This window comes from Pseudolabrys taiwanensis, assembly GCF_003367395.1.
GTDB classification, from domain to species: domain Bacteria; phylum Pseudomonadota; class Alphaproteobacteria; order Rhizobiales; family Xanthobacteraceae; genus Pseudolabrys; species Pseudolabrys taiwanensis.
Window position 1 is genome coordinate 2,830,842 of record NZ_CP031417.1, and the last position, 14,072, is coordinate 2,844,913.

Sequence of the window (14,072 nt, forward strand, 5' to 3'; positions counted from 1 at the left end):
AGCGCGCGACCCGACCGCACGCGTGTGCGGCAGAAGCCGGTTTCTGATTGGCAGTGCATCGGCTCACACGCTTGCTTCCTGACGTGCGACGGCCGCTCGAAGGCGCGGGGGAAATGTCGTGACACGATGCGAGAAGGCAGGCGCAACGACGATGGCCAAACCACCCGAACCGGGCGGTTTCGCGCTTTCCATGCCTCGGCCGTCATTGGCGTCGGCAGCCCGCAGAGCGGCAGTCGTCGTTGACTGTGCCGGGATAAAAGCAAGGGGTATGCCAAAGTGCCGCGGCGGCCGACGGGCGCATCGACGGACAGTATCGGCTTAAGGCAGGGCCCCGCTCGGCGGCCCGATCACCGCCGCCTGCCCACCGCCTGGCCTAGAATGCACAATTAGACGCCACGCCCGACGCCCGCCGTCGTGCGCCAGGCTGTTAAGGCAGCGTTAACCCCAACGGCCAGCCGAAGGGGAGTCTGCGATCCCATACACCTTCCGGAAAGGCTGCCCCCTTATGGCTGCGGACGGCCCGGTGGCGGAGTGGCGACGCAGAAGCCATGCAAGGTCTTCCAGCCTGGTTCGATTCCAGGCCGGGCCTCCAATCTTCCGACCCGCAGCGTCACAGATCATCGTCCCTTGCCCGAGACGCGGCCGCGGCGGCATCGATCTCGGCATTGAGCTCAGCCCCGAGCAGCACGGTGATGGCGCTCATCCACATCCACATCATCAGCGCCATAGCCGCCCCGAGCGAGCCGTAGGTCGCGTCGTAATCGGCGAAGCTGCGCAAATACCAGGACAGCAGCGCCGAGCCTAACAGCCAGGCCAGCGTCGCAAAGGCCGCGCCGGGACTGATCCAGCGAAACCGCGCATTATCGAGGTCGGGACCGAAGCGATAGAGCAGCGCCAATCCGAGCAGCAGCAGCACAAGCAGCCCCGGCCAACGCAGCCATGTCAGCGCGCTCTCATTCAAGCGGCCGACGGGCAGATAAGAGAGCGCAATAGGCATCGCGACGACGCCGGCGATGGCGAGCAACAGCATCGCAATGCCGCCGATCGTGAACGCCAGCGACACGAGATTGAGCCTGATAAAACCACGGCGTTCCTTCACGCCATAGGCGATGTTGAGCGCGTCCAGCACGGCCTTCACGCCGGCATTGGCGCTCCACAGCGCCAGGCCAAGACCGAAGAAGAAAGTAAAGCCCAGCGTTCCCGTCGTGCGGGTCACGATCCGCGTCACCTGCTCGTCGACGATGCTGTAGGCGCCCTGCGGCACCATGCTGGCGACCAGCGCCAGATGGCCGGTGATGGTCGAGGGCGCCGCGAACAGCGCGTAACTCGACACCAGCGCCGTGATCGCCGGAAACAGCGCGAGAAGCGCGTAGAACACAACGCCTGCAGCCAGCGCGAGCAGGCGGTCGTCATTGAATGCAGTGTACGTGCGCAGCAGAACGCCGCGCCAGAACGTCCAGCCGCGACGCGGCACGATCGCGGTGGTCGCCGCCAGCCTTTGGGCCGGTGCCGCCGGACGGAATGCCAGGCTGAGCGCGTAGGTGCCGACCAGCGCCGCCCCCGCCAACAAGGCCGGCACATTCGTGCGCCGGACACCGGGAGTGATGCGGTCGATGAGGGCCATAGGTCCATAACCGCGCCGGCCGCCCCGGGTTCGACGGAGCTGTGGCCGAATGGGGACTTGGACGGCCTGCGCCCTTCCCTACCCGGCGATTCTGGTCTAAGCAGCCCCTCGCGCGGGGCGTAGCCCCCGCTTGGGGCAAAGGACGCGCGAAAAGCGCGCCCTTTTTTTGTGTGCCCCGTGGTTTCCGGTCATTCCGGGACGGCCAATGGCCGGGCCCGGAATCCAGACGCAAGCTCGACATGTGCCTCTGGATTCCAGGTCCGCGCCGATGCGGCCCCGGGATGACGAACGGCAAAGGACAAGTCGCGTCAGCCAATGCCCAAACGCACTGACATCAAATCGATCATGATCATCGGCGCCGGTCCGATCGTCATCGGTCAGGCCTGCGAGTTCGACTACTCGGGTACCCAGGCGTGCAAGGCCCTCAAGGAAGAGGGCTACCGCATCATCCTGGTCAACTCGAACCCGGCGACGATCATGACCGATCCCGATCTCGCCGACGCCACCTATATCGAGCCGATCACGCCCGAGATCGTCGCCAAGATCATCGAGAAGGAACGGCCGGACGCGCTCTTGCCGACCATGGGCGGCCAGACGGCGCTGAACTGCGCACTGTCGCTCAAGAAGATGGGCACGCTCGACAAGTTCGGCGTGAAGATGATCGGCGCCACCGCCGAGGCGATCGACAAGGCGGAAGACCGCGAACTGTTCCGCGAAGCGATGACCAAGATCGGTCTGCCGACGCCGCGCTCGCATCACATCAAGACCTTGGCGCAGGCGCTCGAAGCGCTGGAAGACATCGGCCTGCCGGCCATCATCCGTCCGTCCTTCACGCTCGGCGGCACCGGCGGCGGTATCGCCTATAACCGCGCCGAATTCATCGAGATCGTCGAGCGCGGCATCGACGCCTCCCCCACCAGCGAAGTGCTGATCGAAGAATCGGTGCTCGGCTGGAAAGAGTTCGAGATGGAGGTGGTGCGCGACAAGAAAGACAACTGCATCATCATCTGCTCGATCGAGAACATCGATCCGATGGGCGTGCACACCGGCGACTCGATCACCATCGCGCCGGCGCTGACGCTCACCGACAAGGAATACCAGATCCTGCGCGACGCCTCGATCGCCGTGCTGCGCGAGATCGGCGTCGAGACCGGCGGCTCGAACGTGCAGTTCGCGATCAACCCGGCCGACGGCCGCATGATCGTCATCGAGATGAACCCGCGCGTGTCACGTTCCTCGGCGCTGGCGTCGAAGGCCACGGGCTTTCCGATCGCCAAGGTCGCGGCCAAGCTCGCGGTCGGCTACACGCTCGACGAGATCGCCAACGACATCACCGGCGGCGCGACGCCGGCTTCGTTCGAGCCGACGATCGACTACATCGTCACCAAGATTCCGCGTTTCGCCTTCGAGAAATTCCCCGGCGCGTCGCCGGTGCTCACCACATCGATGAAGTCGGTGGGCGAAGCCATGGCGATCGGCCGCAATTTCCAGGAGTCGCTGCAAAAGGCGCTGCGCTCTTTGGAGACCGGCCTCACCGGTCTCGACGAGATCGAGATCGAGGGCTTCGATCCGGCCAAGGGCATGGACGATGCCGACAACAAAAACGCCATCCGCGCCGCGCTCGGCACGCCGACGCCAGAGCGTTTGTTGAAAGTGGCGCAGGCGATGCGCCTCGGCGCGAGCGACGAGCTCATCTACAATGCCTGCCGCATCGATCCATGGTTCCTCGCCGAGATCCGCGGCATCGTCGAGACCGAAGCCGAGATCAAGGCGAAGGGGCTGCCGACCACGGCCGGCCCGCTGCGCCGGCTCAAGGCGATGGGCTTCTCCGACAAGCGGCTGGCCAAGCTCACCGGCAGCGACGCCGACACCGTGACGGGCAAGCGCCGCGCGCTCGATGTGCGGCCGGTGTTCAAGCGCATCGATACCTGCGCCGCCGAGTTCGCCTCGCCCACCGCCTACATGTACTCGACCTACGAAGCGCCGTTCGCCGGCGCGCCGGCCAACGAGGCGCGGCCCTCGGACAAGAAGAAGGTCGTCATTCTCGGCGGCGGCCCGAACCGCATCGGCCAGGGCATCGAGTTCGACTACTGCTGCTGCCACGCCTGCTTCGCGCTCAAGGACGCGGGCTACGAGACCATCATGGTCAACTGCAATCCGGAGACGGTGTCGACCGACTACGACACGTCCGACCGGCTCTATTTCGAGCCGCTCACGCCGGAAGACGTGCTCGAGATCATCGACGTCGAGCGCTCGAAGGGCACGCTGCACGGCGTGATCGTGCAGTTCGGCGGCCAGACGCCGCTCAAGCTCGCGAGCGCGCTGGAAAAGGCGAACGTGCCGATCCTCGGCACCTCGCCCGACGCCATCGACCTCGCGGAAGACCGCGACCGCTTCAAGAAGCTGCTCGACAAGCTCGGCCTGCGCCAGCCGCAGAACGGCATCGCCACGTCGCCGGCGGCCGTGCGCGAGATCGCCGACAAGATCGGTTATCCCGTCGTGATCCGCCCCTCGAACGTGCTCGGCGGACGCGGCATGGAAATCGTGCGCGACGGTGCGCAGCTCGACCGCTATGTCAGCCGCCTCGCGGCGACGCTCGACAAGCCGTCCGAGCTGGTGGTGTCGGAAAAGAGCCCGCTGCTAATCGATCGCTATCTGACGGATGCGACCGAGGTCGATGTCGACTGTCTCGCCGACGGCAAGGACACGTTCATCGCCGGCATCATGGAACACATCGAGGAAGCTGGCATTCACTCGGGCGATAGCGCCTGCGCGCTGCCGCCCTACTCGCTGTCCAAGGACATGATTGCCGAGCTCGAGCGGCAGACGCGCGAACTGGCGCTGGCGCTCAATGTCGGCGGCTTGATGAACGTGCAATACGCCATCAAGGACGGCGCGATCTACGTGCTCGAGGTCAATCCGCGCGCCTCGCGCACGGTGCCCTTCGTCGCCAAGGTGATCGGCCTGCCGATCGCCAAGATCGCCGCCCGGGTCATGGCCGGCGAAAGCCTCGCAAGTTTCAATCTCAAGCACAGCACCTATGCGCACCGCGCGGTAAAGGAAGCCGTCTTCCCCTTCGCCCGCTTCCCCGGAGTCGACACGCTGCTCGGGCCGGAAATGAAGTCCACCGGCGAGGTGATGGGGCTCGATACGTCCTTCGAAGTCGCTTTCGCCAAGAGTCAGATCGGCGGCGGCACCGTTTTGCCGCGGTCCGGCACAGTCTTCGTTTCGGTCCGCGACGACGACAAGGCGCGCATCCTCCCGGCGATCAAGCTGCTCGCCGCGCTGGGCTTCAAGACGATCGCCACCTCCGGCACCCAGCGCTTCCTGGCCGAACAGGGCGTGCAGGCGACCAAGATCAACAAGGTGTTGGAAGGGCGGCCGCACATCGTCGACGCCATCAAGAACGGCGGCGTCCAGCTCGTTTTCAACACGACCGAGGGGGCGACCGCTTTGGCCGACAGCCGGTCCCTGCGCCATGCCGCCCTCTTGCATAAAGTCCCGTACTACACCACTCTTTCGGGAGCCGTCGCGGCGGCGCAAGGCATCAAAGCCTATCTCGGGGGGGACCTCGAGGTGCGGGCGCTGCAAAGCTACAACCGCTCGTGAGTTTTCCGCGCTGGGCGCGGACCTGAACGTGGCGGTGTGAGTTAGTTGGAAGGCTTCAGGGTCCCGGCGGGAGATCGCCTGGGCCCGGGCCTTTTTAAGCGGCCCTCGTCTTAAGACTCCGGTACGGGAACCCGTGGCCGGAGTCGTATTACGAAAGGTCGGAGCGAAATTTTAAGGGTGAAAGGCTTGGCGGCGCGATTGCACGTTCAAGTTTGATCTGGCGCCCGCCGAGAGGAGAATAGAACGATGGAAAAGATTCCGATGACCGCCGAGGGCTATGCCGTGCTCGAAGCCGAGCTCAAACATTGTCAGTCGGTCGAGCGGCCGCGCATCATCCAGCAGATCACCGAGGCGCGTTCGCATGGCGACCTGTCGGAGAACGCCGAATATCACGCCGCCAAGGAACAGCAGTCGCTCAACGAAGGCCGCATCGACGAGCTGCAGGACAAGCTGGCGCGCGCCGACATCATCGACGTCTCCAAGCTGTCGGGCGACACCATCAAGTTTGGCGCCACCGTCACCCTGATCGACGAAGACACCGAAGAGAAGAAGGTGTGGCAGATCGTCGGCGAGCCCGAAGCCAATGCCAAGGCCGGCAAGATTTCGATCACCTCGCCGCTCGCACGCGCGCTGATCGGCAAGGCGAAGGGCGCCACCGTCGAGGTCAACGCGCCCGGCGGCGCCAAGGCTTACGAGATCAAGAAGGTGGAGTGGCGGTAGACCGCGCCTGCCTGGCGTTGTCGAAGGCCCGGCCAACAGCCGGGCCTTCGTTTTTTTGGGGCCGGCTCACTCTTTCTCGATCTTCGCATTCGCCACGGCACTGATTCATACAGTGCGCAAAGAGATCGGACGCGCGCAGAAGCGCCGTCCGGCCTTAGCCCTCCCCGCTGCACCGGTTCACGATGTGAAAGCGCCGGATCGCGCGCCCGCGATTCATAGCCGGTGCGCGGCGGCGTTTTGACTTATGCTCCGCCGCGCGGGTCGCCGTGACCCGCCAAGGGCATGAGGAAACGACCATGAGTCTGCAATCGATTGCTGTGACGGATATTTTGCAAGCCTGCGACGGCATGCTGCGCAAGCAGCTCTATGTGATCTTCACCAAGCCGACGAAGGGCATGGAGCCGGTCATGGCGGTGCTCAAGGAGCATCTCGACTTTCAGATCGACCTCGAGCGGCGCGGCATCATGTTCGGCGCGGGTCCGTTCTGGAACGATGCCGAAGAGGCCTGGGAAGGCGAAGGCATGGTCATCGTCCGGGCCGAGTCGCTCGCCGCGGCGAAGGCGATCGCCGCGTCCGATCCGATGCACAAAGCCGGCGCGCGCAGCTACACGGTGCGGCCGTGGCTGCTCAACGAAGGCACGGTGACGATCAAGCTGACCTATTCGGACGGCAAGCGCGAAGTCATCTGATCGCGTTGACCGCGCTCAACTGCCGAAGAGAGACAGACCGGACGCGCGGGCGGCGACGAAGATCGCCCCGCCAACGGCGAAGATGAGCAAGGGATGCAGGCGCGGCTGCCACGACATGAGTCCGGCCGAGCCGAACGCCACCACCCACGCAAGCACACCGCCGCTGCCGATGCGCAGCACCGTCACCGCGCCGGCGAGCATGAGACCGATGCCGATCGGCGCGAGTCCCTGCTCCAGCGCGGTATGCCAGCGCTTGCCGCGATGACGCCGCCAGACATGCGCGACGCCGTAGCACAGCAGCGACGACGGCACGAACAAGGCGAGCGTCGCGATCACCGCGCCCGACCAGCCCCAGACGTGCCAGCCGATCAAGGTGGTCAGCATCGAGCCCGGCCCGGGCGCCGCGCGCGATATGGCGAACAGATCGACGAATTCGCGGGCCGTGACCCAGTGATGCACGTCGACGGCCTGATGATGGATGCCGGCGAGGATGCTGGTGCCGCCGCCGATCGAGACCAGCGAGAACGGCACGAAGACGAGGATCAACGCGAGCGGCAGGTCATCCTTCATTGACCGGCGCTCCGGTTCCAGGCCGCCCACACGGACAACGGCCCGATGACCACAACGACCAGCAGCAACGACACATGCAGAAAAGCGACGCCGATGAAGGTCGCGAGCAGCGCCGCCATCGACGCCATGTGGCGCGAAGCGCGCTTGGCACCGCGGCCGGCGACGATCAGCAACAAGCCGATGGCCGCCGCGGCGACGCCATCCATCGCCGTCTCCGCGAAGGGAAGCGAATTGAGCGCGCCGTAGATGCTGGCGAGGCCGATCACCGCGAAGAACGGACCGCACAGCAAGGCAAACAGCACGATGGCCGCGCCCGCGACCCCGAACAACTTCTGGCCGACGTAAACGCCGAGATTGGTGATGTTGGCGCCGGGCAGGATCTGGCTCATGGCAAAGCCCGACATGAACTCGTCCTCGTCCAGCCAGCCGCGCAGCGTCACCACCTCGCGGAAGACCCAGCCGCTCAGACCGCCGCCGAAGCTGAGCAGCCCAATACGGAAGAAGACGAGGAAGAGTGCGAAGAGGGTCGGACGAGGCGCTTGTTCGGTCACGGCGGTGTCGGCTTTCTGCCGCACCATAGCGACGCCGTGAGAGTCGCGCATCGGGGCGAGCGCCGCGAAGCTGGTATGCGCGGCAGGCTCATCGGCCTGCGCCACGCCCGTGCCGGCGATGCTGTGCGCTCAGGGAGGACTAGTCCTCCATCGGCACCATGGCCGCATCCTTGGAGTTGCGCAGCACCAAGGAGGTCTTCACGTTGCGTACGTTCGGCGCCGAGGTGAGCTTCTCGACGAAGGCCTGGAAGGTCTTCAAGTCCGGCGCGACGCATTTGAGCACGAAATCGATCTCGCCCGAGAGCATCCAGCATTCGCGTACCAGCGGCTGCTTGCGCACGAAGTCCTCGAACGCGGCGAGATCGGTTTCGGCTTGGCTCGCGAGATGCACCATGGCGAAGACCGCCACTTCGTAGCCAAGCATCTTCTCGTCGAGCAGGGCGCGATACCCCTTGATGAAGCCGGCCTCCTCCAGCGCCCGCACGCGGCGCAGGCAAGGCGGCGCGGAAATCCCGACCCGGCGCGCGAGTTCCACGTTGGTGATCCGGCCATCGTCCTGCAATTCCTTGAGGATCTTGCGGTCAATGGCGTCCAGGCGGGCTGGCAAGACGGAATCCTTTTCGATCGGCATGCTCCTTCCATACCGCGAAATATTGTTTCGCGAAAGAATATTGCGCGAAATCCAGAGGATCAGGGGGTCGTTGACCCCAAGTCTGTGACTCCAGGGGTTGCGTATCTTGCATAGCTCCTCAGGAGGCCATACATCGGGACTGGGCAAAAGAGCCGGCGTTTTCCGTCCGGTCAGCCCGGGCGATGCCGGGGGAGCAACCCTAAACGCCCGCCAGGGGGCTTCTCCATGTCAAAGACCACCCACGCCAAAGTCGTCATCATCGGCTCCGGCCCGGCCGGTTACACCGCCGCCATCTATGCCTCGCGCGCGATGCTGCAGCCGATCCTGCTGCAGGGCATCCAGCCGGGCGGCCAGCTCACCATCACCACCGACGTCGAGAACTATCCCGGCTTCGCCGATGTCATCCAGGGCCCCTGGCTCATGGAGCAGATGCAGAAGCAGGCCGAACACGTCGGCACGCGGATCATCACCGACACCGTGCTCAAAGCCGACCTGTCGCAGCGCCCGTTCCGGCTCGAATGCGACTCCGGCGACGTCTATCTCGCCGAGGCGCTGATCATCGCCACCGGCGCCCAGGCACGCTGGCTCGACCTGCCTTCCGAGCAGAAGTTCAAAGGCTACGGCGTCTCCGCCTGCGCCACCTGCGACGGCTTCTTCTATCGCAACAAGGAAGTCATCGTCGTCGGCGGCGGCAACACCGCCGTCGAGGAAGCGCTGTTCCTGACCAATTTCGCCTCCAAGGTCACCATCGTGCACCGGCGCGATCACTTCCGCGCCGAGAAGATCCTGCAGGACCGGCTGTTCAAGAACCCGAAAATCGAAGTTCTCTGGGACAGCGTGCTCGACGACGTCATGGGCAGCGAGAGCCCGCTCAAGGTCAATCAGGTACGGCTCAAGAACATCAAGACCGGCGCGACCACCGAGCGCGCGATCGACGGCGTGTTCATCGCCATCGGCCATCAGCCGGCCTCCGAGCTGTTCGTCGGCCAGGTGCAGATGAAGCCGTCCGGCTACATCGTCACGGCCGGCCATTCCACCGCAACCTCGGTGCCCGGCGTGTTCGCCGCCGGCGACGTCACCGACGACATTTACCGGCAGGCGGTCACGGCCGCCGGACAGGGCTGCATGGCGGCGCTCGAAGTCGAGCGGTTTTTGGCCGCACATGAAACGCAACGGGCGGCCGCCGAATGACGATGACCACGCACAGTTCGTCGATGGACTGGGACAAGCTGAAAGTGTTTCACGCTGCCGCGGAAGCGGGCAGCTTCACCCATGCCGGCGAGCGTCTTGGACTGTCGCAGTCGGCGGTATCGCGGCAGGTTTCCGCGCTGGAGGGCGAACTCAACGTTTCGCTCTTCCACCGCCATGCGCGCGGCCTGATCCTCACCGAACAGGGCGAACTACTCTACCGCACGGCGCATGAAGTGTTCATGAAGCTGGAAGCGGCGCGCACCAAACTCACCGACAGCCGCGAGCGGCCGAACGGCGAGCTGAAGGTGCACACCTCGCTCGGTATCGGCGTGCATTGGCTGACGCCGCGGCTCGGCGAATTCCTCGATCTCTATCCCGACATCCAGATCACGCTCATCACCACCGACGAAGAGCTCGATCTCGCGATGCGGGAGGCCGACGTCGCCATCCGCTTGCGGCAACCGACGCAGCCGGATCTCATTCAGCGCAAGCTGTTCTCGGTGCACTTCCACGCTTACGCGTCGCCCGATTATCTCAAGCGCTTCGGCACGCCGCGCACGCACGAAGAGCTCGACAGCCACCGCATCATCCTGCTCGGCGGCGCCGTGCCGGCGCATTTCTCCAACCGGCGCTGGCTGCTCGATGCCGGCCGCGACGGCAAAGGCTCGCGCACGCCGACATTGTCGATCAACAACGTGCTCGGCGTGTTGCGCGCGTGTCAGCGCGGCCTCGGCGTCGCGATGCTGCCGGACTATCTCGTCGAAGAGAATGGCGGCTTGGTGCAGTTGTTCGGCGAAGCGAACACGCTCGCGCTCGATGCGTACTTCGTTTATCCCGAAGAACTCAAATCCGTCGCGCGCATTCAGGTCTTCCGCGACTTCCTCGTCGCGAATGCGCAGCGCTGGAATTTCTAAGTTCATATCGCTGAACGTTTCGCCCGCGCGAACAAATGCGGGCGAACGCACAAGCGCCACAATTCATATCGCGTTTGCCGCATCCGTCATGTGACGGCAAATTCAGCATGGCTGACATGCGGTGTGCCGCGTTGCTGAGCAGCGATATCGACAGCATACTTCAGGCTTGCTGCTGCGCCGGAAGTATCCTCCCAGATGAGCCGACGTCGCAGCATGTTCCCCTCTGGAAGAGTAGCCGGCCCCCACGCCGGTGATACTGTCGCCGGGCCCCACCCACGGGGCCCGGCTTTTTATATTCTCGTTATATTTTCATAAGATTGTTCGTCTCAAGGATCGCGACGATGGGACGAGCCGCCCATCGCCGCGGGTTCCGTCAGTTGCCGAACGGCTTGTCACGATCCAGTCGCGCCTTGGCTTCGCGCGCAATGCTGAGATCGAACAGCTGACTTTCCGGCACTTTGGTTTCCACGAGACGGAAATAATCCGACCAGTAGTCCTGCATTGCCATCACCGACTTCACGTTCGGTACACCATCTTCGTTGGTGTAAGACCAATGCGGTGCGATGGCGCGGACCAACTCGGGCTTTTGCAGTGCCGTCCGCTTGGCCAGAATCTCTACAATGTCCTTGTGTCCGTCGGGATCGCCGGCGGCGGCATTGAAATCCTTGACGCCCTGTAGATAAGCCATGGCGAAGCGCACCAGCACGTCGCGCTTTTCCTGCACGAACTGCTTTCGTGCCGCGTAGAGGCCTACGGCGCCGTCCGGATCGATCTCGTCGTCGACGGTGACGATCGGACCCCACTTGTTGTTCTGCGCAAAGAAGCCGAACTGATAAGCCAGATCGGTGGCATCCACCTGCTTCTGCCCGAGCATCTTCATGAGGTCCGGCTGCGGCACGTTGGTGACCCAGGTGACATCCTTGCGCGGATCGAGGCCGGCCTTTTCCAGCGCCTTGGCGAAGAGGTACTGATTGATGCTGCCGGTCGCGCCGAGACCGATGCGCTTACCCTTCAGCTTGGCGAAGTCGGCCATCGACTTCAGCCCGCCATCATGCAGCTCCTGCGTGACGTTGATGACGGTATAGCCGCGGCCGCGCTTGTTGTTGCCACGATCGAGCACGAAGACCAGCGGCGCGCCTTTGGCAATGCTGTTGAACAAGGCGGCGTTCGCCGTCATGAACGAGATATCGAGCTCGCCGGAGATCAGCGACGGCACCGCAAGCGCGCCGTCGATGAACATCTTCGGCTGCACGTCGATGCCGAGCTTCTTGAAGTAGCCCTTGCCTTCGGCGACGAAATAACCGCCGCCGGTGATGAATGGCCCCTCGCCGACTCGCACGACATCGTCGGCCGATGCGACCCGCCCCGTCGCCGCCAAGATGGCAAGCGACAGCATCGCAAGCGTCTTACCAAGCTTCATCGTTCTCCCCTCCGATACGAACCCACCACCGGCAATTTCTTCAATGCTCGCGCTCCGTCCAGGGAGCGATCATGCGGTCGATGCGCTTCTGCGCATTGGTAATGACGGCGCCGAACACCGCGAGCACGATCAGCGCGCCGAATACCTTTTCGGTTTCCATCACCTGACCGGCGTGAATGAGCAGGTAACCCATGCCGCTGTCGCTCGAGCCGCCGATCATCTCGGCGGCCACCACCATGATGATCGTCACGCCCATGCCGAGCTGCAGGCCGGAGAAAATGCCCGGCAGCGCCGCCGGGATCACCACTTTCAGCTGCACCTGCCGGACATTGGCGCCGAGGTCCTTGGCCGCCTTCATCAGGCCGCTGTCCACCTGGCGGATCGAGGCAAAAGTGGCGATGGCGACCGGGAAGAACGCGGTCACCGCGCTGATCACGATTTTGTAGGCTTCGCCCGTGCCGAGCCAGATGATCAGCAGCGGGATCAACGAGATTTTCGGCAGCGGATAGAGCGCCGCGATCCACGGGTCGACCATTCGCGCGACGAGGCGCGACATGCCCATGGCGATGCCCACAAGGATGCCGGTCGCTGCGGCCACCAGGAAGCCGGCCATGATGCGCAGGAAGGTGATCGACAGATGATAGGCGATCTCGCCGTCGGCGATCATCACGACCAGGTATTTGAAGATCGCGCTCGGTGCCGGCAGGAAGATCGGCTGCACCCCCTTCACGCGCACCATGATTTCCCAGGCGAGCACCACCGCGACGATGAGAAGATAAGGAACGACAATGTAGACGATCGCCCCGGCCTTGCTCTTGTGCTTGGTGCCGGTGGTGCCCATCGCCTAGCCCGCCACTTCTTCCTGTTGCCGCATCGCGTTGAGGACTTCCTCGCGGATCAGATGCAGCGCCCTGTCGTAGAGCCGGCCGAACTCCGGCGTGTTGACCATTTCCTGCGAGCGCGGCCGCGGCAGATCGACCTTGATCACTTCCTTGATCCGGCCGGGCCGCGCCGTCATCACCACGATCTCGTCGCCGAGCAGGATGGCTTCGTCGATGGCGTGGGTGACGAACAGCACGGTCTTGTTGGTCTGCTCGGTGATGCGGACCAGCTCTTCCTGCATCACGATCTTGGTCTGCGCGTCGAGCGCGCCGAAGGGCTCGTCCATCAGCAGGATCGGCCGCTCCATGATCAAGGCGCGCGCCAGCGCCACGCGCTGACGCATGCCGCCGGACAACTGCGGCGGCCGGTGCGCCTCGAAGCCGCGCAGGCCCACCATGGCGATCAGCGCGCGCGCCCGCTCATAGCGCTCGGCTTTGGCGACACCCTGCACCTCCAGGCCGAACGCGACGTTGTCGATGACGCTGCGCCACGGAAACAGGTTGAGATGCTGCCACATCATCACCGAATGGGTGCCGAGCGGCTGCGCCGCGCCGCCGGCCGCGCCGACCGTGACGGTGCCGCTGGTAAACGGCTCGATACCGCCGACGATCTGCGCCAATGTGCTCTTGCCGCAGCCGGACGGGCCGAGGATGCACGTGAAGCGCTGCGACGGAAAGCGGTGCGACACGCGTTCCAGTGCCAGCACGTCGTTCGGAGCCTCGCCGAAAACCTGGATCAGATTGTCGACGACGATCTCCATGGCCGGCTAGCTCCGGCGACAGCGGGCGGCGCGCGCCGTCAGGTCACAGCGGGCGCAGCGCTGCGTCATGGCGCGACCGCGATGCCTTGGATCTCGATCAAGATCGACGGATCGGCAAAGCCCGTCACCGTGATCGCGGCGCTGGCGGGAAAATCCTTGCCGAAGATTTCGGTGCGGATCTCCGTCATGCGCGTCGTGTGGCGCACGTCGCTGATGAACACGGTCATGGTGACGAGATCGGCCAGCGTGGCGTTAGCCTCGGCCAATGTCTTCTCGATGTTGCGGAAGGTCTGCCGGCACTGCGCCTCGAAGTCGCCGGCAAGGGAACGGCCGTCATCCGCGGCCTGGCCGGTATGGCCGGCGACGTAAATCGTTCGCGCCTCGCCGCTCACGATGACCGCGGGAGAAAAGGCACGCTTCTGTTGCCAAGTGCCGCGCACGAAGGTCTTCTGCACCGACGTCTCCCTTGATTGGCCCGCGCGCAGCGACAAAGTTTGTTTTTGGTCGCGCG

Annotated in this window: 13 protein-coding genes and 1 tRNA gene; 6 read left to right on the forward strand and 8 right to left on the reverse strand. The window is 64.4% G+C overall.

Annotated features, from left to right (window positions below):
- Positions 1-517 precede the first annotated feature (517 nt).
- A tRNA-Ala gene (locus DW352_RS13550) sits at positions 518-592 on the forward strand.
- Positions 593-610: 18 nt separating this feature from the next.
- Here DW352_RS13550 and DW352_RS13555 read toward each other — a convergent pair.
- Complete coding sequence (locus tag DW352_RS13555) at positions 611-1,624, reverse strand: YihY/virulence factor BrkB family protein (protein WP_115691823.1); 1,014 nt, start codon at positions 1,622-1,624, stop codon at positions 611-613.
- A gap of 315 nt (positions 1,625-1,939) precedes the next feature.
- Between DW352_RS13555 and carB the strand changes: the two genes are divergently transcribed.
- From carB to DW352_RS13570, 3 genes are all read left to right on the forward strand, one after another.
- Positions 1,940-5,233, forward strand: coding sequence for a carbamoyl-phosphate synthase large subunit (gene carB, locus DW352_RS13560; RefSeq protein ID WP_115691824.1), 3,294 nt, complete (start codon positions 1,940-1,942; stop codon positions 5,231-5,233).
- 246 nt (positions 5,234-5,479) lie between these two features.
- A complete protein-coding gene (gene greA / locus DW352_RS13565; RefSeq protein WP_115691825.1) occupies positions 5,480-5,953 on the forward strand; it encodes a transcription elongation factor GreA in 474 nt (157 codons plus the stop codon).
- Positions 5,954-6,249: 296 nt separating this feature from the next.
- Positions 6,250-6,642 carry a YciI family protein gene (locus DW352_RS13570; RefSeq protein ID WP_115691826.1) on the forward strand — a complete coding sequence of 131 codons (393 nt, stop codon included), beginning with the start codon at positions 6,250-6,252 and terminating at the stop codon, positions 6,640-6,642.
- A gap of 15 nt (positions 6,643-6,657) precedes the next feature.
- Here DW352_RS13570 and DW352_RS13575 read toward each other — a convergent pair whose 3' ends face one another.
- Genes DW352_RS13575 through DW352_RS13585 form a run of 3 tightly spaced genes read right to left on the reverse strand, consistent with a single transcriptional unit; the run spans position 6,658 to position 8,370 of the window.
- Positions 6,658-7,212 (reverse strand): chromate transporter, encoded by a 555-nt coding sequence (locus tag DW352_RS13575; RefSeq protein WP_115691827.1) that lies wholly within the window; start codon positions 7,210-7,212, stop codon positions 6,658-6,660.
- A complete protein-coding gene (locus tag DW352_RS13580) occupies positions 7,209-7,868 on the reverse strand; it encodes a chromate transporter (RefSeq protein WP_115691828.1) in 660 nt (219 codons plus the stop codon). The genes DW352_RS13575 and DW352_RS13580 overlap by 4 nt, the downstream gene beginning before the upstream one ends.
- Before the next feature lie 34 nt (positions 7,869-7,902).
- A complete protein-coding gene (locus DW352_RS13585) occupies positions 7,903-8,370 on the reverse strand; it encodes an Lrp/AsnC family transcriptional regulator (RefSeq protein ID WP_210209829.1) in 468 nt (155 codons plus the stop codon).
- 249 nt (positions 8,371-8,619) lie between these two features.
- On the opposite strand from DW352_RS13585, the gene trxB reads away from it, so the two are divergent.
- Positions 8,620-9,585 (forward strand): thioredoxin-disulfide reductase, encoded by a 966-nt coding sequence (trxB, locus tag DW352_RS13590; protein ID WP_115691830.1) that lies wholly within the window; start codon positions 8,620-8,622, stop codon positions 9,583-9,585.
- Between the two features lie 23 nt (positions 9,586-9,608).
- Entirely contained in the window at positions 9,609-10,499 is an 891-nt protein-coding gene (locus DW352_RS13595) for a LysR family transcriptional regulator (RefSeq protein ID WP_115694411.1), read from the forward strand.
- Between the two features lie 373 nt (positions 10,500-10,872).
- On the opposite strand, the gene DW352_RS13600 is transcribed toward DW352_RS13595, so the two are convergent.
- The 4 genes from DW352_RS13600 to DW352_RS13615 all read right to left on the reverse strand — a co-directional run bounded on the left by DW352_RS13600 (position 10,873) and on the right by DW352_RS13615 (position 14,016).
- Positions 10,873-11,919: an ABC transporter substrate-binding protein gene (locus tag DW352_RS13600; protein ID WP_115691831.1), complete on the reverse strand. Its 1,047-nt coding sequence runs from the start codon at positions 11,917-11,919 to the stop codon at positions 10,873-10,875.
- A gap of 40 nt (positions 11,920-11,959) precedes the next feature.
- On the reverse strand, positions 11,960-12,760 hold the full coding sequence (locus DW352_RS13605; protein WP_115691832.1) for an ABC transporter permease: 801 nt from the start codon (positions 12,758-12,760) through the stop codon (positions 11,960-11,962).
- A 3-nt stretch (positions 12,761-12,763) separates the two neighbouring features.
- The gene (locus DW352_RS13610; protein ID WP_115691833.1) at positions 12,764-13,561 is read right to left on the reverse strand and encodes an ABC transporter ATP-binding protein; all 798 of its coding nucleotides are present in this window, start codon (positions 13,559-13,561) and stop codon (positions 12,764-12,766) included.
- 65 nt (positions 13,562-13,626) lie between these two features.
- Positions 13,627-14,016, reverse strand: coding sequence for a RidA family protein (locus DW352_RS13615; RefSeq protein WP_115691834.1), 390 nt, complete (start codon positions 14,014-14,016; stop codon positions 13,627-13,629).
- Positions 14,017-14,072: the final 56 nt, after the last annotated feature.

What these genes read in the sequence shown, in the direction of transcription:
- DW352_RS13570 (WP_115691826.1), top strand. Translation starts at nt 6,250, where the DNA reads ATGAGTCTGCAATCGATTGCTGTGACGGATATTTTGCAAGCCTGCGAC.
- greA (WP_115691825.1), top strand. Translation starts at nt 5,480, where the DNA reads ATGGAAAAGATTCCGATGACCGCCGAGGGCTATGCCGTGCTCGAAGCC.
- carB (WP_115691824.1), top strand. Translation starts at nt 1,940, where the DNA reads ATGCCCAAACGCACTGACATCAAATCGATCATGATCATCGGCGCCGGT.
- DW352_RS13595 (WP_115694411.1), top strand. Translation starts at nt 9,609, where the DNA reads ATGGACTGGGACAAGCTGAAAGTGTTTCACGCTGCCGCGGAAGCGGGC.
- DW352_RS13605 (WP_115691832.1), bottom strand. Translation starts at nt 12,760, where the DNA reads ATGGGCACCACCGGCACCAAGCACAAGAGCAAGGCCGGGGCGATCGTC.
- DW352_RS13610 (WP_115691833.1), bottom strand. Translation starts at nt 13,561, where the DNA reads ATGGAGATCGTCGTCGACAATCTGATCCAGGTTTTCGGCGAGGCTCCG.
- trxB (WP_115691830.1), top strand. Translation starts at nt 8,620, where the DNA reads ATGTCAAAGACCACCCACGCCAAAGTCGTCATCATCGGCTCCGGCCCG.
- DW352_RS13600 (WP_115691831.1), bottom strand. Translation starts at nt 11,919, where the DNA reads ATGAAGCTTGGTAAGACGCTTGCGATGCTGTCGCTTGCCATCTTGGCG.
- DW352_RS13575 (WP_115691827.1), bottom strand. Translation starts at nt 7,212, where the DNA reads ATGAAGGATGACCTGCCGCTCGCGTTGATCCTCGTCTTCGTGCCGTTC.
- DW352_RS13555 (WP_115691823.1), bottom strand. Translation starts at nt 1,624, where the DNA reads ATGGCCCTCATCGACCGCATCACTCCCGGTGTCCGGCGCACGAATGTG.